Origin of the sequence: Arthrobacter sp. Y-9, assembly GCF_029690065.1 — a bacterium.
Lineage (GTDB): Bacteria > Actinomycetota > Actinomycetes > Actinomycetales > Micrococcaceae > Arthrobacter_E.
In genome coordinates, this window is record NZ_CP121463.1 from 1,858,814 (window position 1) to 1,879,899 (window position 21,086).

Annotated in this window: 24 protein-coding genes, 7 tRNA genes and 1 riboswitch; of the genes, 8 read left to right on the top strand and 23 right to left on the bottom strand. The window is 69.1% G+C overall.

Annotated features, from left to right (window positions below; translation table 11 throughout):
* Positions 1 to 6 precede the first annotated feature (6 nt).
* The 8 genes from lgt to hisI all read right to left on the bottom strand — a co-directional run bounded on the left by lgt (position 7) and on the right by hisI (position 7,255).
* A complete protein-coding gene (gene lgt / locus P9849_RS08240; protein ID WP_278266374.1) occupies positions 7 to 1,116 on the bottom strand; it encodes a prolipoprotein diacylglyceryl transferase in 1,110 nt (369 codons plus the stop codon).
* A gap of 9 nt (positions 1,117 to 1,125) precedes the next feature.
* Positions 1,126 to 1,920, bottom strand: coding sequence for a tryptophan synthase subunit alpha (gene trpA / locus P9849_RS08245; protein WP_278266375.1), 795 nt, complete (start codon positions 1,918 to 1,920; stop codon positions 1,126 to 1,128).
* Positions 1,917 to 3,326 (bottom strand): tryptophan synthase subunit beta, encoded by a 1,410-nt coding sequence (trpB, locus tag P9849_RS08250; RefSeq protein WP_278266376.1) that lies wholly within the window; start codon positions 3,324 to 3,326, stop codon positions 1,917 to 1,919. The genes trpA and trpB overlap by 4 nt, the downstream gene beginning before the upstream one ends.
* A gap of 77 nt (positions 3,327 to 3,403) precedes the next feature.
* Entirely contained in the window at positions 3,404 to 4,216 is an 813-nt protein-coding gene (gene trpC, locus P9849_RS08255; RefSeq protein WP_278266377.1) for an indole-3-glycerol phosphate synthase TrpC, read from the bottom strand.
* Between the two features lie 3 nt (positions 4,217 to 4,219).
* Positions 4,220 to 4,480, bottom strand: a complete 261-nt coding sequence (locus tag P9849_RS08260; protein WP_278266378.1) for an HGxxPAAW family protein — start codon at positions 4,478 to 4,480, stop codon at positions 4,220 to 4,222.
* A gap of 95 nt (positions 4,481 to 4,575) precedes the next feature.
* Positions 4,576 to 5,208 (bottom strand): Trp biosynthesis-associated membrane protein, encoded by a 633-nt coding sequence (locus P9849_RS08265; protein ID WP_278266379.1) that lies wholly within the window; start codon positions 5,206 to 5,208, stop codon positions 4,576 to 4,578.
* Positions 5,208 to 6,785 (bottom strand): anthranilate synthase component I, encoded by a 1,578-nt coding sequence (locus P9849_RS08270; RefSeq protein ID WP_278266380.1) that lies wholly within the window; start codon positions 6,783 to 6,785, stop codon positions 5,208 to 5,210. The genes P9849_RS08265 and P9849_RS08270 overlap by 1 nt, the downstream gene beginning before the upstream one ends.
* Positions 6,785 to 7,255, bottom strand: coding sequence for a phosphoribosyl-AMP cyclohydrolase (gene hisI / locus P9849_RS08275; protein ID WP_278266381.1), 471 nt, complete (start codon positions 7,253 to 7,255; stop codon positions 6,785 to 6,787). The genes P9849_RS08270 and hisI overlap by 1 nt, the downstream gene beginning before the upstream one ends.
* A 152-nt stretch (positions 7,256 to 7,407) precedes the next feature.
* Between hisI and P9849_RS08280 the strand changes: the two genes are divergently transcribed.
* The gene (locus tag P9849_RS08280) at positions 7,408 to 8,049 is read left to right on the top strand and encodes a TIGR03085 family metal-binding protein (RefSeq protein WP_278266382.1); all 642 of its coding nucleotides are present in this window, start codon (positions 7,408 to 7,410) and stop codon (positions 8,047 to 8,049) included.
* A 142-nt stretch (positions 8,050 to 8,191) separates the two neighbouring features.
* Here the strand turns inward: P9849_RS08280 and hisF are convergent, their stop codons facing one another.
* The 15 genes from hisF to P9849_RS08355 all read right to left on the bottom strand — a co-directional run bounded on the left by hisF (position 8,192) and on the right by P9849_RS08355 (position 19,912).
* Positions 8,192 to 8,971 carry an imidazole glycerol phosphate synthase subunit HisF gene (gene hisF, locus P9849_RS08285; protein ID WP_278266383.1) on the bottom strand — a complete coding sequence of 260 codons (780 nt, stop codon included), beginning with the start codon at positions 8,969 to 8,971 and terminating at the stop codon, positions 8,192 to 8,194.
* A 28-nt stretch (positions 8,972 to 8,999) separates the two neighbouring features.
* The gene (gene hisG, locus P9849_RS08290; RefSeq protein WP_278266384.1) at positions 9,000 to 9,842 is read right to left on the bottom strand and encodes an ATP phosphoribosyltransferase; all 843 of its coding nucleotides are present in this window, start codon (positions 9,840 to 9,842) and stop codon (positions 9,000 to 9,002) included.
* A 137-nt stretch (positions 9,843 to 9,979) separates the two neighbouring features.
* A complete protein-coding gene (locus tag P9849_RS08295; RefSeq protein WP_208188890.1) occupies positions 9,980 to 10,243 on the bottom strand; it encodes a phosphoribosyl-ATP diphosphatase in 264 nt (87 codons plus the stop codon).
* Between the two features lie 95 nt (positions 10,244 to 10,338).
* Complete coding sequence (gene ribH / locus P9849_RS08300; RefSeq protein ID WP_278266385.1) at positions 10,339 to 10,830, bottom strand: 6,7-dimethyl-8-ribityllumazine synthase; 492 nt, start codon at positions 10,828 to 10,830, stop codon at positions 10,339 to 10,341.
* A gap of 34 nt (positions 10,831 to 10,864) precedes the next feature.
* Entirely contained in the window at positions 10,865 to 11,521 is a 657-nt protein-coding gene (gene ribA / locus P9849_RS08305) for a GTP cyclohydrolase II (RefSeq protein WP_278266386.1), read from the bottom strand.
* Positions 11,522 to 11,555: 34 nt separating this feature from the next.
* Entirely contained in the window at positions 11,556 to 12,212 is a 657-nt protein-coding gene (ribB, locus tag P9849_RS08310; protein WP_278266387.1) for a 3,4-dihydroxy-2-butanone-4-phosphate synthase, read from the bottom strand.
* Positions 12,209 to 12,829 (bottom strand): riboflavin synthase, encoded by a 621-nt coding sequence (locus tag P9849_RS08315; RefSeq protein WP_278266388.1) that lies wholly within the window; start codon positions 12,827 to 12,829, stop codon positions 12,209 to 12,211. The genes ribB and P9849_RS08315 overlap by 4 nt, the downstream gene beginning before the upstream one ends.
* 9 nt (positions 12,830 to 12,838) lie before the next feature.
* Positions 12,839 to 13,855 carry a bifunctional diaminohydroxyphosphoribosylaminopyrimidine deaminase/5-amino-6-(5-phosphoribosylamino)uracil reductase RibD gene (ribD, locus tag P9849_RS08320; RefSeq protein ID WP_278269139.1) on the bottom strand — a complete coding sequence of 339 codons (1,017 nt, stop codon included), beginning with the start codon at positions 13,853 to 13,855 and terminating at the stop codon, positions 12,839 to 12,841.
* Positions 13,856 to 13,909: 54 nt separating this feature from the next.
* Positions 13,910 to 14,620 (bottom strand): nicotinamide riboside transporter PnuC, encoded by a 711-nt coding sequence (gene pnuC / locus P9849_RS08325; protein ID WP_278266389.1) that lies wholly within the window; start codon positions 14,618 to 14,620, stop codon positions 13,910 to 13,912.
* Positions 14,621 to 14,695: 75 nt separating this feature from the next.
* Positions 14,696 to 14,830: riboswitch (FMN riboswitch) on the bottom strand.
* A 110-nt stretch (positions 14,831 to 14,940) separates the two neighbouring features.
* Positions 14,941 to 15,615: a ribulose-phosphate 3-epimerase gene (gene rpe, locus P9849_RS08330; protein WP_278266390.1), complete on the bottom strand. Its 675-nt coding sequence runs from the start codon at positions 15,613 to 15,615 to the stop codon at positions 14,941 to 14,943.
* Positions 15,616 to 15,643: 28 nt separating this feature from the next.
* Positions 15,644 to 17,227 (bottom strand): transcription antitermination factor NusB, encoded by a 1,584-nt coding sequence (locus tag P9849_RS08335; RefSeq protein WP_278266391.1) that lies wholly within the window; start codon positions 17,225 to 17,227, stop codon positions 15,644 to 15,646.
* Positions 17,224 to 18,144: a methionyl-tRNA formyltransferase gene (gene fmt, locus P9849_RS08340; protein ID WP_278266392.1), complete on the bottom strand. Its 921-nt coding sequence runs from the start codon at positions 18,142 to 18,144 to the stop codon at positions 17,224 to 17,226. Before fmt ends, P9849_RS08335 begins: the two co-directional genes overlap by 4 nt.
* On the bottom strand, positions 18,141 to 18,740 hold the full coding sequence (gene def / locus P9849_RS08345) for a peptide deformylase (protein ID WP_278266393.1): 600 nt from the start codon (positions 18,738 to 18,740) through the stop codon (positions 18,141 to 18,143). Before def ends, fmt begins: the two co-directional genes overlap by 4 nt.
* A 121-nt stretch (positions 18,741 to 18,861) precedes the next feature.
* Positions 18,862 to 19,704 carry a cytochrome gene (locus P9849_RS08350; protein ID WP_278266394.1) on the bottom strand — a complete coding sequence of 281 codons (843 nt, stop codon included), beginning with the start codon at positions 19,702 to 19,704 and terminating at the stop codon, positions 18,862 to 18,864.
* Positions 19,705 to 19,840: 136 nt separating this feature from the next.
* Positions 19,841 to 19,912, bottom strand: a tRNA-Val gene (locus tag P9849_RS08355).
* A 172-nt stretch (positions 19,913 to 20,084) separates the two neighbouring features.
* Between P9849_RS08355 and P9849_RS08360 the strand changes: the two genes are divergently transcribed.
* From P9849_RS08360 to P9849_RS08390, 7 genes are all read left to right on the top strand, one after another.
* Positions 20,085 to 20,157: transfer RNA gene (locus tag P9849_RS08360), tRNA-Gly, on the top strand.
* Between the two features lie 34 nt (positions 20,158 to 20,191).
* Positions 20,192 to 20,262 (top strand) — tRNA-Cys (locus P9849_RS08365).
* Between the two features lie 37 nt (positions 20,263 to 20,299).
* Positions 20,300 to 20,371: transfer RNA gene (locus tag P9849_RS08370), tRNA-Val, on the top strand.
* Positions 20,372 to 20,391: 20 nt separating this feature from the next.
* Positions 20,392 to 20,464 (top strand) — tRNA-Gly (locus P9849_RS08375).
* A gap of 35 nt (positions 20,465 to 20,499) precedes the next feature.
* Positions 20,500 to 20,571 (top strand) — tRNA-Val (locus P9849_RS08380).
* A gap of 20 nt (positions 20,572 to 20,591) precedes the next feature.
* Positions 20,592 to 20,667 (top strand) — tRNA-Gly (locus tag P9849_RS08385).
* Between the two features lie 131 nt (positions 20,668 to 20,798).
* On the top strand, positions 20,799 to 21,002 hold the full coding sequence (locus P9849_RS08390) for an antitoxin (protein WP_066212327.1): 204 nt from the start codon (positions 20,799 to 20,801) through the stop codon (positions 21,000 to 21,002).
* The last annotated feature ends 84 nt before the right edge of the window (positions 21,003 to 21,086 follow it).

Below are 21,086 nucleotides of genomic sequence, written 5' to 3' on the forward strand. Positions count from 1 at the left end.
CTGGATTCAGTTCCGGGATTCCTGGTCGGTGGACGAGGAGGAGGCTTCCGGGCCCGCGGACTGGTGGGTGGCGTCCGCTTCGGGCTGGGCTGCTGCAGGGTCTTCATCGGTTGCAGCATCGCTCGGTGTTGCAGCGACACTACCACGAGGACCACCATCTGAGACGGAACCTTCCGCATCCTGGATGGTAACTTCCGGTTCATGACTGTCGGCCGGCGCTTCGGGCTCCGGTTCGCGACCCTTGAGATAGGGCGTGTCACCCCGCTTTGAGCGCCCGAAACCGGCGATCACGAAGTACAGGAGCGCCGCGATGAGCACGAAGATGCTCGTCCAGACATTGAGACGCGTGGTGATGCCGAAGAGGGTGATGTGCTCGGCGTCGTCGATCCGGAGCAGTTCGATCCAGACGCGGCCCAGGCAGTAGTACGCCGCGTACAGGGCGAAGAGGCGGGCGCGGCGGAAGTGGAACCGGCGGTCCAGCAGCAGGAGAATGCCGACGCCGACCAGGTTCCAGAGGCTCTCGTAGAGGAACGTCGGGTGGAACAGGGTGCCCGGGGCCGCGTCCGCGGGGAAGTTCGGGTTCTGCGGGTCGATCTGCAGGCCCCACGGCAGGTCCGTGGGCGCGCCGAAGAGCTCCTGGTTGAACCAGTTGCCCCAGCGGCCGACCGCCTGGGCGAGGAGCAGGCCGGGCGCCGCCGCGTCCATGAACGCGCTCAGCTTCACCCCGGACCGCCGGCAGCCGATCCACGCGCCGACCGCGCCCAGGACCACCGCGCCCCAGATGCCCAGGCCGCCGCGCCAGATCTGCGGGATCAGACTGAGGTCGCCCGTGCCGTCGAAGTTCGGGCCGAAGTACTGCGCCGGCGAGGAGACCACATGGTAGAGGCGACCCCCGATGATGCCGAACGGGATCGCCCAGATGGCGATGTCCCACAGGCTGCCCTCCGGCGTGCCGCGGCGCTTCCAGCGGACCGCGGTGAGCCAGAGACCCACCACGATGCCGAGCAGGATGCACAGGGCGTACGCCCTGATGCTGAACGGTCCCAGCTCGAACCCCGACCAGCTGGGGCTGGGGATGCTGGCAGGGAGCTGGGTCGCCATCAGGGCGGTCTGCATACCGGGTTCCTATCCGACCGGGGTGAATCCGGTGCTGAGTTCCTGAGTGAGCTGTGCGACGGCGGGGACGCCACCGTCGCGGAGGGCCGAGACCAGGGCGGAGCCCACGATCACGCCGTCGGCATAGGAGGCGATCTCCCGGACGTGTTCGGCACGGGACACGCCCAGCCCGACGCACACGCGTTCCGCTCCGGCGGCGTGGGTGGCCGCCACGAGGCTCTCGGCGAGGTTGCTCACCGCGCCGCGGGCGCCGGTGACGCCCATGACCGAAACGGCGTACACGAAGCCGCGGCTGGCCTGGACCGTCATGCTGAGGCGCTCCGGCGTGGAGGACGGGGCCACCAGGAAGATGCGGTCCAGCGAGTACTTGTCCGACGCGGCGACCCATTCCGCCGCCTCATCGGGGATGAGGTCCGGCGTGACCAGGCCCGCTCCCCCGGCCTCCGCCAGGCGGCGTGCGAATTCATCGACGCCGAGCCGCATGACCGGGTTCCAGTAGGTCATGACCACGACGGCGGCGTCGCTCGCCTCCGTGATGCCCTTGACGACGTCGAAGACGCTCGCCACGTGGAAGCCGTTCGCGAGCGCCTCGGTGGTCGCGGCCTGGATGACCGGGCCGTCCATGACGGGGTCCGAGTACGGGATGCCGATCTCGATGATGTCCGCGCCGTTCTTCGCCAGCGCGATGCCGGCGTCGATGCTCGTCTGGACATCCGGGTATCCGGCGGGCAGGTAGCCGATCAGCGCGGAACGCCCTTCGGCCTTCGCCTTGTCGATGGCGGCCGCGGCCTTGGAGTGGATCATGCCGGGGACTCCTCACCCGTGGTGCTGTGACGTGTGGAAAGCGTGGTGCCGCGGACGTTGCCGTCCTCGTCGAGCATGTCGAACCATTCGGCGGCGGTCTGGACGTCCTTGTCACCGCGGCCCGACAGGTTCACCACGATGATGACCTCGCTGGGGTCCTCCTTGCCCTCGGTCAGCCGCCGGCCGACCTTGATGGCGCCGGCGAGGGCATGGGAGGACTCGATGGCCGGGATGATGCCCTCGGTCTGCGACAGCAGCTTGAAGGCGTCCATCGCCTCGGTGTCCGTGATCGGCTCGTAGGTCACGCGGCCGATGTCGTGCAGGTAGGAGTGCTCCGGGCCCACGCCCGGGTAATCCAGACCTGCGGAGATGGAGTGGGACTCGACCGTCTGGCCGTCCTCGTCCTGCATCAGGTAGGAGCGCGCGCCGTGCAGCACGCCGGGGCGGCCCAGCGTGATGGTCGCCGCGTGCCGACCGGTCTCCACGCCGTCACCGCCGGCCTCGAAGCCGTAGATGGCGACCTCAGGGTCATCGAGGAAGCCGTGGAAGATGCCGATCGCGTTCGAGCCGCCGCCGATGCAGGCACAGACCGCGTCCGGCAGACGGCCGGTCTGGGTCAGGATCTGTTCGCGGGCCTCGTCGCCGATGACCTCGTGGAAGAAACGGACCATGGCCGGGAACGGGTGGGCACCGGCCGCGGTGCCGAGGAGGTAGTGGGTGTTGTCCACATTGGTCACCCAGTCGCGCAGGGCCTCGTTGATGGCATCCTTCAGGGTCTGCGAACCGTTCGTGACGGGGATGACCGTGGCGCCCAGGAGCTGCATGCGGGCCACGTTGAGGGCCTGACGGCGGCAGTCCTCGGCGCCCATGTAGACGACGCACTCCAGGCCCATGAGGGCGGCGGCAGTGGCCGAGGCGACGCCGTGCTGACCCGCGCCGGTCTCGGCGATCACGCGGGTCTTGCCCATGCGCTTGGCCAGCAGGGCCTGCCCCAGCACGTTGTTGATCTTGTGCGAACCGGTGTGGTTGAGGTCTTCGCGCTTGAGGAAGACGCGGGCGCCACCGGCGTGCTCGGAGAAGCGCTTGGCCTCGGTGAGCAGGCTCGGGCGGCCCGAGTAGTTCTTGTTCAGCTCGGAGATCTCCGCGAGGAAATCGGGATCCAGCCGCGCCTTGTTGAAGGTGTCCTCCAGCTCGTCCAGAGCGGCGATGAGCGATTCGGGCATCCAGCGGCCGCCGTACTCACCGAAGTAGGGACCTTCGGCGTGACGCAGAGGGCCGTGGTCCGTGGCGTTGCCGCCACCGGCCTGCTCCGCCTGCCGTCCCGCCAGGAATGCCTCAGCGGGGTCCCCGAAGGCCTGCTCTTCAGCCGCGCCCTGCCCGGGGTTCTGCGATGCGTTCTCCGCCATCGCGCTCACCGTCCTCTGTGTTTCAGTTCGGACCGGCGACGCCGCAGGGGCATCGCCGGGCGTGTTCGTAGAGCTGTTCAGCCGCGCCGGGCCGGCATGGCACGGGTGCCTGCCTCCCGGAAGTCCTGGAGCAGCCGGCGCGGGTCATCGGTGGTGACGAGCGCCTCGCCCACCAGGAGCGCCTGCGCACCCTGGGACGCGTAGTGCACGGCATCCTCGACTCCGCGGACCCCGGACTCCGCCACGGCGATCGCTCCGGCGGGAATGGCCGAGGCCAGACTGCCGAAGACGCCACGGTCGACGTCGAGGGTCTTCAGATTGCGGACGTTGACGCCGATGATGCGCGCCTCCACGGCCGCTGCCCGCTCGATCTCCTCGAGCGTGTGAGTCTCCAGCAGCACGTTCATGCCCAGTTCGTGGGCGAGGTCACTGAAGTCCTTGAGCTGGGCGTCATCGAGAGCGGCGGCGATCAGCAGAATGAGGTCGGCGCCGTGGGCACGGGCCTCCCAGATCTGGTACTCGTCCACCGTGAAGTCCTTGCGGAGCAGCGGCACGTCCACCCGGGCGCGCACCGAATCCAGGTCTGCGAGACTCCCGTTGAAGCGGCGCTGCTCGGTCAGGACCGAGATGACGGAGGCCCCGCCGGAGACGTACTGCTCCGCGAGGGCCGCGGGATCGACGATCCCGGCCAGGTCACCCTTGGAGGGGCTGCGGCGCTTGATCTCCGCGATGACCTTCAGCCCGGCGTCGGACTGACCGCCGCCGAGCGCGGCCCAGGCGTCCCGTGCAGGGGCCGCGGCGCGCGCGGCGTCCTCGATCGCAGCCTGCGACTGCCGGCGGGCCTCAAGGTCTTCGCGGACCCCAGCGATGATGTCGTCGAGGACAGTCACAGATCAGTGGCTGTTCTTGAGCTTGCTGCCGCCGACGCCGTAACCGGCCTTGCGCATGGCGAAGCCGGCCAGGAGGCCGACCACCATGACGCCGATGCCGCCCCAGAAGACGGGCGCGCTGGCCAGGACGAAGGCGATGGACGAAACCAGGGCGCCCACCAGCATGATGGCCACGCAGGTCCAGGCAGCCGGGCTGTTGCCGTGTCCGATCTCGTCCGCGTGGGACTCGGTGGACTGGCTGGCGGAAACAGTGGCTTTGCTCATGGTGATACTCCTCAGGAATGAAACTAACTACATTCTGCCATTGATTGTGCAGGTCCAGGCGCAGCGGAGCCGCTGTGCCCACCTGCCGGACAGGCCTAGCTGGGGTCGTGCCCCTTGCTGAGCTGATCCCAGCTGTCGATCGCGTCCAGCGGCTCGTCGTCGGCGGCCTCGTCGGCTCCGGTGGAGGGGCTCGCGGAGCCCTTCGCGGCCGCACGGGACCGGCCCGCGGCGCCGTCGTATTTCGAGCTGCCCGTCCAATGGCGTGAGGCGAGAACCAGCCACACCGCGCAGAGGATGAGCAGAGCGCCGCAGACCACCGCGATCAGGGGGAAGGACGTCAGGCTGACCTCTGCCGGTCCGTTCGCGACGCCGGTCTGGCGGCTGATCTCGCCCTGCGCCGCGGCGCGGGGGTCGTTCAGCACGGTCAGGCCGGCCGAGACGATCCCGATCCCGGACAGGGCGATCGCCACGGCGACCAGCCACCGGGCGATACGGCCCGCGATGCTGCTGGCGATGGCGCCGGCGACCGCCACCACCGCGAGGGCCGTGACCGCGGTCGCGGCCTTGCTGCCGGCGACGTGGAGATCCGGCATCCTGACACCGCTCTGCGCCAGGACGACATTCACCCAGCTCTGAGTCGTGGTGCCGAAGACGGCGACGGCGCACAGCACCGTCACCAGCACGACGGTGCCCTTACGAGACCAGCGGGGAGCTGCGGTGCGGCTCATCACTGACCTTCCGTGAGCGACGCCGCGAGGCCGGGCTCCGCGTCCCGCAGGGCGGAGGCGAGGTGCGCGGCACGCAGCGGCGCGGCCGCCTTGTTCACCGTCTCCAGCGCTTCGTCCGGCTTGTGCGAATCGGCGACGATGCCACCGCCGGCCTGGACGTACGCCTTGCCGTCCAGCAGGAGCGCCGTGCGGATGGCGATGGCCATGTCCATGTCCCCGGCGAAGTCGAGATACCCGACCACTCCCCCGTAGACGCTGCGCCGGTGCGGCTCCAGCTCGTCCAGCAGGCTCAGCGCACGCGGCTTCGGAGCGCCGGAGAGGGTGCCTGCCGGGAAGGTGGAGGCGAGCACGTCGTAGGCCGTGGAGCCCGGGGCGAGCTGTCCCACCACGGTGGAGACCAGGTGCATGATGTGGCTGAAACGCTCCACTTCCATGAATTGCGTGACGTCCACGGTGCCCGCGGTGCAGACCCTCGAGAGGTCGTTGCGGGACAGGTCCACGAGCATGAGGTGCTCGGCGCGTTCCTTCGTGTCCGCGAGCAGTTCCTCGGCCAGCGCGACGTCGGCGTCATGGGTCTTGCCGCGCGGACGGGATCCGGCGATCGGGTGCGTGATCACCTCGCGGTCCGTGACCGTCACGAGCGCCTCGGGACTGGAGCCGACGATCGCGTACTCACGGCCCTGGGGATCCTCGAAGTTGCAGAGGTACATGTAGGGGCTCGGGTTGCTGTTGCGCAGCATCCGATAGACGTCCAGCGCACTCGACGCGCAGTCCAGCTCGAAGCGCCGCGAGATGACCACCTGGAAGACCTCGCCGTCACGGATGGCCTCCTTGCCGCGGTCGATGGCTTCGAGGTACTGGGCTTCGGGCCAGCGGTGCTGCACCGATTCCTGGTAGTCGCGGCTCGGAGCCAGGGCGGCGATGGCCGGTGCTGCCGGACGCTGCAGGCGCTCGAGCATGGCGTCGAGGCGCGTGACCGCGTCCTGATAAGCCTCGTCCACCCGTTCCGGGCTGTCGTCCATGTTGATGGCGTTCGCCACGAGCAGCACAGAACCGTCCACGTTGTCGTGGACAGCGATGTCGCTCACGAGGTTGAGGGCGAGCTCCGGCAGGTTCAGGTCGTCCTGCGGCGGGTGCACCAGGCGTTCCCAGTGGCGGACGGTCTCCCAGCCCACGAAACCCACCAGGCCCGAGGTCAGCGGCGGCAGATCCGCGTGGCGCTCGGTGCGCAGCGCTTCGAGCGTGAGGCGCAGGGCCTCGGCCGGGTTCCCGGAGGTGGGCACGCCCTGGGGAGGCTGACCCTGCCAGAACGCCTCGCCGTCCCGCGTCGTCAGCGTGGCCCGGCTGTGCGCACCGATGAACGAGTAGCGGCTCCAGGACCCGCCGACCGCGGCGGATTCGAAGAGGAACGTGCCCGGCTTCGCGGCGCCGTCGGCCCCGAGGGCGAGCTTGCGGTAGAGGCTGATCGGCGTCTCCGCGTCGGCCAGGACCTTCAGCGTCACCGAGATCACCCGGTGCTCGCGCGCCAGGGTCCGGAACTCATTCAGGCTGGGGTTCAGGGCGGTGGTCTCCAGCACTAGCGTGCACCTTCCGTCGTCGCGGCGTCTGCGGCCGGATCCTCTGTCTGCTGTTCGTCCTCCCGGGACCCGACGACGGCGGGCAGCTCCCGGCCGTCGAAGCAGGTCCGCGTACCCGTGTGGCAGGCGGCGCCCACCTGGTCGACGCGCACCAGCAGGGCGTCGCCGTCGCAGTCGAGGGCGACGGACTTGACCCACTGCACATGGCCCGAGGTGTCCCCCTTGCGCCAGTACTCCTGCCGCGAGCGGGACCAGAAGGTGACCCGACCCGTGGTGAGCGTGCGGCGGAGCGCTTCGTCGTCCATCCAGCCGAGCATGAGGACTTCTCCGCTGTCATGCTGCTGGATGATGGCCGCCACCAGGCCGTGGTCGTCGCGCTTGAGGCGCGATGCCACGTCAGGGCCGAGCTCGGCGGCCGGCTCAGAGGCTGGGGAAGCGCCGGGAAGAGGGGGAATGGGCTGTTCAGACATCGCGATCCAGTCTAGTACGGCGAGCCGTGCCGCCCCGCCTCCGTCCGGCTCGGTGACGTCACCCGGCGCCGGCCGTCCGACGGCGCGCAACGCCCCGTCTCGCAGTGCGTCATGCGCCGCCGGGAGCCCGCTCTCGTGTTACGTTCACAGTGATGCGTTTTGTGGCCCCCTCCCGAGAATTCCTGGCCGAGACCTTGCTCGCGGCCGGTCCCGACGCGCCCACCCTCTGTGAGGGGTGGAAGACGCGGCACCTGCTGGCGCACCTGCATCTCCGGGAGACCAGCCCCCGTCTCGCCCTGGGCCTCGCGGTCAAGGCTCTGGCGCCCGCCACGGATCAGGCGATCGAGGAGCTCGCGTCGACCCTGGATGACGACGCGTACGTCAAGCTCGTGGAGAAGTTCCGCGCCGGCCCCTCCCGTTTGTCACCGTGGGGCATCCCCGCCTTCGCCGAACTGGCCAATCTCGCGGAATTCTTCGTGCATGCCGAGGACGTCCGCCGCGCCGGGGACCGTTGGGCGCCCCGGGCCCTCGATGACACCTACGCCGAGGCACTCTGGGCGGATCTGGTGAAGCGCGCCGCCCTGCTGTACCGCGGCGTCGACCTGGGCATCGTGCTCGTGCGCCCGAACGGGCCACGCCACGTCGCCCGCCGGGCTCCGGACTCGGTCGCCATCCTGGGCGATCCGGCCGAGCTCATGATGCACGCCTACGGCCGCGCCTCGCATGCGCTCGTGTCCTTCGAGGGCCAGCCCGACGCCGTCGCTCTGCTCCGTTCGGCGACGCTCGGCGCCTGAGGCCGGCCCGGTCTGAGGCGAGCCCGCGCGGCGCTCATGACCTGGCGCGATTCATGACCTGACACGACTCACGAATGGACGAGGGACCCTGCCAGACGGCAGGGTCCCTCCTCTATTCCAGTGGGGCGCTCAGTCCCCGAGGTCAGCGGACCTCGTACCCGGCGTCGCGGATGGCGGTCTTGACCTGGGCGATCATGTCGTCAGGGCCGAAGTGGAACATCGACGCGGCGAGGACGGCGTCCGCACCCGCTTCGATGGCCGGCGGGAAGTGCTCCGGAATCCCGGCCCCGCCCGAGGCGATCAGCGGGATGTTCACGGCGGCCCGCACGGCGCGGATCATCTCGAGATCGAAGCCGTCCTTGGTGCCGTCGGCATCGATCGAGTTCAGCAGGATCTCCCCCACACCCCGGTCGGCGGCTTCCCGCGCCCAGGCGATGGCGTCGATGCCGGTCCCCTGGCGTCCGCCGTGGGTCGTCACTTCGAAGCCCGACGGGGTCGTGCTGTCCGCGCCCTCCGGGACACGGCGCGCGTCCACCGAGAGCACCAGGACCTGGGAGCCGAAGTGCCGGGTGATCTCATCGATCACCTCGGGGCGCGCGACGGCGGCCGTGTTGATGGACGCCTTGTCCGCACCGTAGCGCAGCAGCTTGTCCACCTCGGCCACGCCGCGCACACCACCGCCGACCGTGAGCGGGATGAAGATCTCCTCGGCGGTGCGGCGGACCACGTCGAACGTGGTCTCGCGGTTGCCGGAGCTCGCGGTGACGTCCAGGAACGTCAGCTCGTCCGCACCGGCGCGGTCGTAACGGTGAGCCAGCTCGACCGGGTCTCCGGCGTCGCGAAGGCCTTTGAAGTTGACTCCCTTGACCACGCGGCCGGCGTCGACGTCAAGGCAGGGGATCACGCGGATGGCGACTGCCATGGTTCCTCCTGGGTTCTCGTCCGGTGGCTCAGATGCGGCAAGCGTGGATGCTGCTCACCAGGATGGCGCGGGCGCCCAGGTCGTAGAGCTCGTCCATGACCTGATTGGTGGACTTCTTGAGCACCATCGACCGCACGGCGACCCAGTCGGAGTCACGCAGCGGGGACACCGTGGGAGATTCCAGACCCGGCGTCAGTGCCGCGGCCTCCTCCACCAGGTCCTTGCGGATGTCGTAGTCCACCAGGACGTACTGGCGCGCCACGAGCACGCCCTGCAGACGCCGGATCAGCACCTCGGCGGCGGGGTTGTTCTCCCCCGGCCGGCCGATCAGCACGGCCTGGGACTTGAGGATCGGCTCGCCGAAGATCTCCATGCCGGCGGCCTTCAGGGTGTTCCCGGTCTCGACGACGTCGGCGATCGCGTCGGCGACGCCGAGGCGCACCGAGGACTCGACCGCGCCGTCGAGGCGGACGACCTTGGCGTCGATGCCGAGGTTCGCGAGGTAATCGCGGAGCAGGCCGTCGTAGCTGGTGGCCAGGCGCTTGCCGGCCAGCTGCTCGACGCTCTGGAAGTCGCCGACGGGCCCGGCGAACCGGAAGGTCGACGCGGCGAAACCGAGTTCGAGCATCTCGACCGCGTCCACCTGGGCGTCCAGGAGGAGGTCGCGCCCGGTGATGCCGACGTCCAGCGTGCCCTGCCCCACGTACACCGCGATGTCACGGGGACGGAGGAAGAAGAACTCCACATCATTGTCGGGGTCCACCATGACGAGCTCACGGTTGTCCCGGCGCTGGCGGTAGCCGGCTTCGGCCAGAATCGCCGCGGCGGCTTCGGAAAGGGAACCTTTATTGGGAACTGCTACGCGCAACATATGTCTTCAAGCATCTTTCGTGTCCGGGCCCTCGGCCCGCAGTGGTCTGTGAACTGGAGAGACGTGAGCCGTCCCGTCCCGCAGGAAGGCAGGGCCGGGAACGACGCCAGCCGCCGGGCGCTTGCCGCGCCGAGCGGCTAGAGATGCTTGTAGACGTCTTCGAGGGTCAGGCCTTTGGCAAGCATCAGGACCTGAAGGTGGTACAGGAGCTGGGAGATCTCCTCCGCAGCCGCCTCGTCGGATTCGTATTCCGCCGCCATCCAGACTTCGGCGGCCTCTTCCACAACCTTCTTGCCGATCCCGTGCACGCCCGAATCCAGTTCAGCGACAGTGCGCGAACCTTCGGGCCGGGTTTCGGCTTTTTCGCTCAATTCAGCGAAGAGCGCCTCGAAATTCTTCACGTGTCATACCCTACTGTGAACCGGGCCCCCGGCCCGAAACGGGCCGGGGGCGTTACAGAGCCGACTGGGGTGATCTTCCCCACCCCGCAGACGGATCAGTCCTGCTGGGCGAGCGCGGACCGCAGCGTCAGCGCGGTGGCCACGGCGGCCTCGAGCGCCTCACGGCCCTTGTCCTCGGAGGACCCCGGCAGGCCCGCCCGGTCCAGTGCCTGCTGCTCGTTGTCACAGGTGAGGACGCCGAAGCCGACCGGCACCCCGGTGTTGACCGACACCTGAGTCAGGCCGAGCGTCGCGGACTGGCAGACGTAGTCGAAGTGCGGCGTGCCGCCACGGATCACGACGCCGAGCGCGACCAGGGCGTCGTAGTGCGGCGCCAGACGCGCCGCGGCGACACTGAGTTCGAACGTGCCGGGAACGGTGACCACCGTGACGTCGGTGAGTCCGGCGTCGGCGGCCGCCGCCTGGGCGCCGGCCAGCAGACCGTCCATCACCTCCCGGTGCCAGCTCGCGGCGATGACGGCCACACGCAGCGGCTGCTGCTCCGCGCCGGCGTCGAGGGTGATGGTGGGTGCTCCGTGGCCGCTCATGCGGTGCTCGCTTTCTGTTCGGGCTGGGTGGTCATCAGGAGTTCGCTCCGGGGATCTCCACGTCCGGGACCTCCAGGCTGAGCCGGTGGTCCATGCGGTCCTTCTTGGTCCGGAGGTACCGGAGGTTCTCCTCACGGCTCGGGACCTCGGTGGGGACCATCTCCACCACCCGGACACCGGCTGCCGCGAGACGCTGCTCCTTGTCCGGATTGTTGCTGAGGAGACGGATCTCCGTCAGACCCATCTCCGCGAGGATCTGAGCCGCCGCGTTGTAGCAGCGGGCATCCACAGGCAGGCCGAGCTGCTCGTTGGCCTCCACCGTGTCGAAGCCGGCCTCCTGCAGGGCGTAGGCCTTGATCTTGTTGGCCAGCCCGATCCCGCGGCCTTCCTGCCCGCGCAGGTACAGCAGCGTGCCGCCCTGTTCGCGGATCAGGTTGAGCGCCAGCGCGAGCTGCTCGCCGCAATCGCAGCGGTAGGAGCCGAACACGTCGCCCGTGAGGCATTCGGAATGCAGCCGCACGAGCGGCGCCTGCCCGTCACTGGGCGGGTTGGGGGAACTGACGGCCAGATGTTCCACGCCGGTCGCCTCATCGGTCCAGGCCTGGGCCACGAACTCCCCGAAAGCCGTGGGCAGTTTCACGATGGGCCCCGAGCTGACGGGGTGCTTCCCACTGTGCTGTTCCGGACTCATAGTTCCTCCTCTGATTGCACCATGCTGCGCTCTGTCATCCTGCCTGTCCTGCCTGCTCGCCTCCGGACCGGAGATACGCCGCAAGATCGGCGATGGACACCAGCGGACACCCGTGAGCGGCTGCAAAGTCACGCAGCGCATCCAGGCGCATCATCTCGCCGTCGTCATGGACGATTTCGGCGATCACGCCGGCCTCCTGGACTCCGGCCAGACGGCAGAGGTCCACGGCCGCCTCGGTGTGTCCAGGGCGTTCGAGCACTCCACCCTTAACGGCGCGCAACGGGAAAATATGCCCGGGACGGGTGAGTTCCTCCGGCCGGGTCTGGGCGCTGGCCAGGAGATTCACCGTCAGCGACCGGTCCGTCGCCGAGATGCCGGTGCTCACGCCGACCGCCGCGTCGCAGCTGACGGTGTACGCGGTGCCTTTGGCGTCCTGGTTGACCTCGACCATGGGCGGCAGCTCGAGACGATCCGCCTGCTCCCCCGTCAGCGGCACGCAGATCACGCCGGAGCTGTGCCGGATGGTCCAGCCCATGAGCTGCGGCGTCGAGTGCTGGGCGGCGAAAATGATGTCGCCTTCGTTCTCACGGTCCTCGTCATCCACCACGACGACGGCGCGTCCCGCGGCGATCGCTGCGATGGCGTCCTCGATGGGGTCCAGGCCGTGCGGACCGCTGAGCTGCCCGCTCACCGGCGCTCTCCGTCCAGGAAGGAGAGCAGGCGCTCTGCGTACTTCGCGAGCACGTCGACCTCCAGGTTGACGCCCTCCCCCGGCTTCTTGTCGCCCAGCCCGGTCTCGGCGAGCGTGATCGGGATCAGACCCACTTCGAACCACTGCTCCGGCTCGGTGGCGGGACTGACGGCGGTGACGGTGAGGGACACGCCATCGATCGCGATCGAGCCCTTCTCGGCCACATAACGGGCCAGCGGCGTCGGGATGCTGAAGCGCAGGCGGTCCCAGTTCCCCTGGTTCTCGCGTTCCAGGAGGGCGCCCACGCCATCGACATGGCCCTGCACGACGTGCCCGTCCAGGCGCCCGCCGGCGGGAACGCAGCGTTCGAGATTGACCCGGTCCCCCGGCTCGAGTGAGCCGATCGTGGTCCGGACGAGAGTCTCCCCCATGACGTCGACGTCGATGCGGCCGCCGTCGCGGGACGTGGCGGTCAGGCACACGCCGTTGACCGCGATGGAGCCGCCCAGGTCGAGGTCCGCGGCGAGCGTGGGGACGTCGAGGGTCAGGACGGCGCTGCCGTCCTGCTGCTGGAACGCGGCGACGGTGCCGCGTTCGGCGATGATTCCGGTGAACATGACTATTCCTTAAGACTGCGGCGTGGCCGGCTGAAGATGAAGGCGGAGATCGCGGCCCAGGTGCCGCACGGAGCCGCCGTCCGAGTGATCCCAGTCCCAGGACTGGGCTTCGGCGAGGGTGTGGATGCCCAGCCCGGCCACGGAGTTCTTCCCGGAGCCGAGGAGGGTGGGGGCTTGGTAGATCACGAGTTCGTCGACCAGGCCGGCGCTGAGGAAGGCCCCGATGATCCGGCTGCCGCCCTCGACCATGACGTGGCGGACACCGCGGTCGAAGAGCTCCGCGAGGGCCTCGGCCGGCTCGCGTGTGGCGAGATGGATGGCGCGGCCGTCCTCGCCGAGGATCGCGGCGCCCTCCGGGATCGGGCGCAGTCCCATCACCGCGCGGAGGGGCTGATGCTCGGCGAGCTCACCGTCCGGGGTGCGCGCGGTGAGGCGGGGATCGTCGATCTCCACGGTCCCGGTCCCGACCAGGATCGCGTCGATCCGCTGCCGGATCGCGTGGTTGTCCCGCAGCGACTCCGGACCGGAGATCCACTGGCTGGTCCCGTCCTCCGCCGCGATGCGGGCGTCCAGGGTCTGAGCGATGTGCAGGGTCACGAACGGCCTGCGACCGTCGACGGCGGCGAGCCATCGCGCGTTCAGCGCTCGGGCCTGCTCGGCCTCCAGTCCGCTCTCCACCTGGATTCCCGCGGCGCGCAGTGTCGCCGCGCCTCCTGCGGCGGGATCGTGGGGATCGTCGATCGCGTAGATGACCCGGGCCAGTCCGGCGGCGATGATCGCCTGGGCGCAGGGTCCGGTGCGGCCCTGGTGATTGCAGGGCTCCAGGGTCACGAGGATGGTCCCGCCCGTGACGTCGATGCCGTACTCACGGGCCGTGGCCAGCGCGTCGGCCTCGGCATGTGCGGTGCCGGCTCCTCGGTGGTGCCCGACGCTGAGGACCCTGCCTTCGGGGTCGAGGATCACGGCCCCCACGAGCGGGTTCGCGCCCCGGGGTCCGCCGAGCGCGGCGTCCAGGGCCTGGGCCATCGCGGCCCGTTCGATGTCCGTGAAGGAGGCGCCGCTCACATCATGCCCGCCCACTCAGCGCACCTCCGCCGTGACGGGTGCGCCGTCGTCGTGGGTGTATCCCGGGGGTGCCTGCGCCTCGCGCTTCTGAGCGCGCATCCAGACGAAGAAGCCGACCAGCGTGAAGACGCCGTAGAAGAGGTACATGAAACCACTCGCGTAATACCCGGCGCTGAACAGCAGCGGCACGCCGACGACATCCACGGCCACCCAGATGAGCCAGAACTCGGTCCAGCCCTTGGCCATGCCGAAGGTGGCCAGCAGCGAACCCACGAAGGTCCAGGCGTCCGCCCACACCGGAGGGTAGGAGCCGAGAAGCGAGAAGAGCGGGGTCAGAAGCCCCGTGCCGAGCAGGAGCGCCGCGATGAGCCCGACGCGGGCCCGGCCACCGGCCCAGCGGGGCACGAGGGCCACGCCGTGGCTGTCGGCGTCGCGCTTGCCCTGACGCCAGCGGATCCAGCCGAAGACCGCCACCGCGATGAACATGATCTGGCGGCCGGCCTGTCCCCACAGCGTGGCGGGGGCGGCGGCGCCGAAGACATTGCCCAGGAAGACCGTGAGCAGGAGCAGATTGCCCACGATGCCCACGGGCCAGGCCCAGACGCGGCGGCGCATGCCACCGAGGGCACTCGCCAGACCGAAAACATTACCGAGAACTTCACGTAGCAGAAGCGCCGTCCCACCGACTGGGATCTGCGCTTCGAAGAGCCACCGCAAGAGGTCCATGTCTCACCCTTTCCAGAGAACCGCGGCGGCTCCGGGGGCGACAACAAGGACGCACGGGACAGACCCGTGGCTTGTGTTCGTGCTTCTCCCATCCAGACTTTAACTGTCGGTGCCGGAATTTCACCGGCTCAACCGGCAGACCGATGAAGGTCTGACGGGTCGCGGACTATAACCGCCGGTTCGGACTTTCACCGACCCCGGAGCACGATTGATCAAATTGTGGCTGTTCCCCTCACCGGATGGTGCTGGGAGCAGGATTACATAGTGTCATAAGTCCGGAGGCCGCCGGTTCATTCCCGACGGCCACCGGAAACATTTCGTCAGGAACGCGCGCCGGCCCAGACACTCTCCGCGATCTCGCGCAGCCGCGTGATCGCCCGTTCCGGATCCTCCGCCCCGTAGACCGAGCTGCCCGCCACGAAGACGTTCGCCCCGGCCTCGGCGGCCCGCACGATCGTCTCCTCGGTGACGCCGCCGTCGACCTGCAGCTGCACGGCCGCGCCACTGCCGTCGATCGCCGCACGGGCGCGGCGGATCTTGGGCAGCGTGACATCCAGGAAGCTCTGACCGCCGAAGCCCGGCTCCACGGTCATCACCAGGATCATGTCGAACTCATGGAGCAGGTCCAGGTACGGCTCCACCGGCGTGGCCGGGCGGAGTGCCAGGCCGGCCTTGGCGCCACGGGCCCGCAGCTCACGGGCCAGTTTGATGGGAGCGGTCGCCGCCTCGGCGTGGAACGTGACGGAGGCCAGGCCGGCGTCCGCGAAGCCGGGTGCCCAGCGGTCAGGGTCCTCGATCATCAAGTGGGCGTCCAGTGGGATGGGGCTCACCGCCTGGATCCGGGACGCCACCGGCAGCCCCAGGGTCAGATTCGGCACGAAGTGGTTGTCCATGACGTCCACGTGGACGGCGTCGGCCGCGGCGATCCTGTCCAGCTCCGCCTGAAGATTGACGAAGTCGGCGGACAGGATGCTCGGATTGATGCAACAGCGCATGCGTTCTCCTTCGGAGGGGCTGGACCGCTCAGGCCTGGGCCGCGGCGGGGGTCTTCTTACGGAGCAGCGCCAGGAACATGGCGTCCGTCCCGTGCTGATGGGGCCAGAGCTGGACGTATCCTCCGTGGTCGGCGGACAGCGTTTCTCCCCGGGCCACCCCGTCGATCACGGGGCCCGCGTCGATGAGTTCCAGATCGTCGCGGCGCTTGAGCACGTCATCCACCACCATGCGCGTCTCCGCGAGGTGCGGGGAACACGTCACATAGGCGATCACGCCGCCCGGCCGGGTGGCCTGGATCGCGGAGTCCAGCAGCTGGCGCTGCAGGGGGCCGAGTTCGGTCAGGTCCTTCGGGGTGCGGCGCCACCGGGACTCCGGCCGGCGCCGCAGAGCGCCGAGGCCGGTGCAGGGAACGTCCACGAGGACGCGGTCGAACCGCCCCGGGAGCTTCTCCCCGACATCACGGCCGTCTCCGGTGCGGACCTCCCAGCGTTCCTCGGGGACCGGCTGAAGAGCGCGCCGGACGAGGTCGGCCCGGTGCTGCTGCGCCTCGTTGGCCAGCAGCGACGCATCCGCATCGATCGCCAGGGCGGCGAGCAGGGCGGCCTTGCCACCCGGGCCGGCGCACAGGTCGAGCCAGCGCTCGGGGCCGCCGTCGCCGCCCTCGAGCGGCGCGGCCACCAGGGCGCGGGCCACCAGCTGAGAGCCGACGTCCTGCACGCGCACGACGCCGTCCCGCACCGCCGGGATCCGCCCCAGATCACCGCCTGCCGACAGCCAGGACCCCTCCAGGAGCGGGCCGGGTTCGGCGCCGCTGTCATCGAGATCGTGTGCGGACGCCAGCGATGGGAGGGCGACGAGGTTCACCACCGGGGCCTCATTGTCGGCGGCCAGGAGGTCCTCGATCTCGGCGACATCGTGACCGTGACCCACCAGCGCCTGTCGCAGTGCCCGCACGATCCACGCCGGGTGGGCCTGACGGAGGGCGAGCTGCTCGATGGCATCGGGCGTCCGGGACGAGATCTCGTCCAGCCACTCCTCCAGCGTGTGGGCGCTGACCTTCCGGAGCACCGCATTGACCAGGCCGGACGGGCCGGCGCCGATCACCGCACGCGTCAGACCGACGCTCTCGTCGAGGGCCGCGTGCGCAGGGACCCGCATGCCGAGGAGCTGGTGCGCACCGAGCCTGAGAACGTCGAGCACGGCCGGGTCGAGGTCTTTCAAGGGCCGGTCCACCGATTCGGACAGGATGGCGTCGTAGCTGCCCTGGCCGCGGAGGGTCCCGTAGGCGAGCTCCGTGGCGAAGGCGGCGTCCCGGCGTTCCAGCCGGTGCTCGCGGATGAGACCGGGCAGCACCAGGTTGGCGTAGGCGTCCGCGCCGGAGACCGCACGGAGCACCTCGAAAGCGACCAGACGGGCCGGGTCGGCGCGGCGGGAACGCTGCGAGGGCGCGGCCGAGCTGAACTGCCGGCTCCCTCCGCTGTTGCCGCGATGCCGTTCGCGGCCCTGCGCGTTCCTGCGGCCTCCGTCCCGGCCGCCGCCGGAGCGGCCCGAACCTGAACCGCCCGAGCCTGAACCGCCTCTGGGCTGGGGCGTGCCCCGATGCTGACTCATGCGAAGGTCACTTTCTCCAGGGCGGCCAGGCCACGGGCCCAGTCGCGTGCTGACATCATGCGTTTGCCGCTGGGCTGCACCTCAAGCAGCTCCAGGCCGTGACTGCCGGTGCCGACCACCACGGACTTCCCCACGAGCCGCAGGCTGCCCGGCGCCAGATCCCGGACGTCCGGCCGGAGCGCGAGGGCCCCGATCTTGAAGCGCTGGCCATCGAGTTCGGTCCATGCGCCCGGTTCCGGGGTGACGCCCCGGGCGCGGCGGTGCAAGGACAGAGCCGGCTGGGACCAGTCGAGACGACCGTCCTCCAGCGTGAGTTTGGGGGCGAGCGTCGGAATGCCCTCCTGGGGCCGGGCCTCCGCGCGGCCCGCGGCGATCGCCGACAGCGTCTGGGCGAGCAGGACCGCGCCGCTCACCGCCAGACGCTCGAGGACCACGCCGCTCGTGTCATCGGGCCGGGCCGTCTCGGTCATCGTGCCGAATACCGGACCGGTGTCCAGGCCCGCCTCCAGCTGGAAGGTCGAGGCGCCCAGGACGTCGTCGCCGTTGATGAGGGCGTGCTGAACGGGGGCCGCTCCGCGCCAGGCGGGCAGCAGGGAGAAGTGGAGGTTGATCCAGCCGTGCTCCAGGGCGTCGAGCGCGGACTGCGGCACCAGACCGCCGAAAGCCACGATCGCACCCACCTCCGCGCCGGTCGCCACGATCCGCTCCGTCACCTCCGGGGTGATGCGGGAGGCTTTGATGACCTCGAGCCCGAGCTCTTCGGCACGCTGCGCCACGGGCGAAGGGGTCAGGACGCGCTTCCGGCCGAGCGGGGCATCGGGACGGGTCAGGACACCGACCACCTCGAAGCCGGCCTCGAGCAGCCGGTCGAGGGACGGGACGGCCACCGCCGGTGTTCCGGCGAACAGGACCTTCACAGCGCCTGCCCGAAGGAGCCGCGGCCCTTCGCCGACGACGCCGGCGCCTTGCTGAAGGCGGAGGCCACGGAACCGGCGCGCTGATCCACCGTCGCCCGCTCGGCCGCGGAGTACTCGCCGCTCCGGAGGGTCTTGAGGGCTCGACGCCGTTCCTCACCCGACAGCCGATCGATGAACAGGATGCCGTCCAAGTGGTCCGTCTCGTGCTGGAAGCACCGGGCGAGCATGCCCTCGGCCGTCAGCTCCACCGGATTTCCGTCCCGGTCGATCCCGCGGACCGTGGTCTGCCGGAACCGGCGGACCGGGGCGGAGATGCCGGGCACCGAGAGGCACCCTTCGCGTTCGTCCGGCTGATGATCCTCGCTGTTGACGAGGACGGGATTGATGACATGCCCCTTCACCCCGTCGATGTTGAAGGTGAAGATGCGCTGGCCCACGCCCACCTGGGGCGCGGCGAGGCCCGCGCCGTGCACGTCCTCCATGGTCTCCAGCATGTCGTCCACCAGCTGATGGACGGCCGGTGAGATGTCGGTGACTTCCTCGGCCCGGGTCCTGAGGACCGGGTCGCCGAGAGTCCTGATGCCGAGAACGGCCATGGAGTGGACCTCCTGTATAAGGTGCTGACGGATCATTGCGGCGCCGCGCGCCGCCGTGTCCATTCTACGGACCGGCTCTGAGGGCCGGAGGAACGCCGGTGTGCCGCTGGCGGGACGCCGTTCAGGCCCGCGGAGGGGACAGGGGTAGGAGCGCGGACCGCTCCTGGAGCAGGTCCTGATTGAGCTGCCACACCCTCTTCAAGGCGCAGAACTTCCACCAGTGATGCTTGAGGACCTCGGGATTGGCCCGCTGCGGCCGCACTTCGGTCTCTCCGACCGCCACCGCGATGAGCAGTGGACCGGCGCCGTGCTGCCAGGCCTCCCACTCCCCCAGCTCGGGATCCACCAGGCTCTCCTCCGCCTTCATGCCGGCGACGAGCTGCATGACCACCTTGTCATCCAGCGCCTTGACCTGGCCGTCCCGGGTGGTGCCCTTGGTCTTGTAGTCGATCAGGCAGGTGCGTCCATTGATCTCGGCCACCAGGTCGAGCGTGCCCGCATAGCCGACCTCGTGGTTCCAGACCGTGATCTCGGGGGCGATCGGGCGCACGTCGTACGCCTTCCACCATTCATCGAAGCGGTCGGCGAACGCCTGCTCACCGTGCTGGGCGAGCAGGTCCCGCGCGCCGTCGACGTCGTGCTCACGGTCCAGATGACGCAGCGCCACTTGCTCACAGTACTGATGGACGCGGTCACCACGCTCCGCGGCGGCGTCGCGGTACAGAGCGGCCGCATTGGCAGCGCGCTGCACCGCCTGGCGGAGCTTCGCCGGGCTGTTGAGTGCGGACTGCAGGGTGACGTCCTGGGCCAGGGCGTTCGCCCCCATGTATCCGAACCAGCCGTCCAGACCGTGGGGCTGCTGCGCGATCACCGTGGTGATCGACGGGACGACGGGCTCTTCGCGCGTGCTGCGCGCGTACATACGGCCCGTGCCGGTGGCCCGGGCAAGCATTGGTGCGGTCATGTCTTCACTTTCCCATAACGCGCCGACATCGTTTCCTGCCCTCCGCGTCGCCCCCGGCGTCGGCGGCTCAGAGCCCGGGGACGCGAAAACCCCCGGCCGATCCAGCGTTTCCGCTGGTCAACCGGGGGTGCAAGGGTGGGCGATACTGGGTTCGAACCAGTGACCTCTTCGGTGTGAACGAAGCGCGCTACCACTGCGCCAATCGCCCTTGCGTTCTGCAACGCTTAGAAACTCTAGACCATCATCGAGCGGAACGCCAATTGAGCCTCACGACGCGCGGAAGGCCGCGGGATTTGAACAAACAGCCCTCTGGCCTGTAGAGTTTTTCTTCGTTGGAAAGCGGCCCCAGCCCATAGCGGGACGGGGTGGGAAATCCTTCTGCGGACGTAGCTCAGCTGGTAGAGCACCACCTTGCCAAGGTGGATGTCGCGAGTTCGAATCTCGTCGTCCGCTCGCAGGACACTGTCTGAAGAGAAATCTTCTGCACGGTGGGTTGGCCGAGAGGCGAGGCAGCGGCCTGCAAAGCCGTATACACGGGTTCGAATCCCGTACCCACCTCGGTGAAAACCCTGGTTCCACTTCGGTGGAAAGCTAGGGGCGATTGGCGCAGCGGTAGCGCGCTTCCCTGACACGGAAGAGGTCACTGGTTCGATCCCAGTATCGCCCACGGACACGCAAGTGTTCCACGCGGACGTAGCTCAGCTGGTAGAGCACCACCTTGCCAAGGTGGATGTCGCGAGTTCGAATCTCGTCGTCCGCTCGCAGTGTGGTCATACAGACTGCAACCCGGTACCCGGGCGATTGGCGCAGCGGTAGCGCGCTTCCCTGACACGGAAGAGGTCACTGGTTCGATCCCAGTATCGCCCACGGACACGCAAGTGTTCCACGCGGACGTAGCTCAGCTGGTAGAGCACCACCTTGCCAAGGTGGATGTCGCGAGTTCGAATCTCGTCGTCCGCTCCATCTCTCCTTTGGGCCCTTCCCGGTCAGGATGGAGATCTGAAAGACCACCTTCGGGTGGTCTTTTTCTTTTCCCCTCTTTCCACTATGCTCGTTGATCGAACGGGGCGTCTGGCCCCGCCAACGGAAAGGAGGTGCCTGTGTCTGTCTTTGACGATCTGAAGGGCAAGGCCCAGGATCTGGTCCAGGGCAACGAGCAGGCCATCAAGGATGGCATCGAGAAGGTCGGCGACTTTATCGATGAGAAAACCGGTGGCAAGTTCGCTGGCCAGGTGGACGCAGTCCAGGATGGCGCTTCCAACTTCGTGGACAACCTCGAAGGCAAGGACAACGCCTAGGCCGGAAGCCTGAGGCGCCCAAAGCATTTGTCAAGCGAGGCGCCGGTACTGCCGAGAGGCAGCACCGGCGCTTTGGCATTTAAG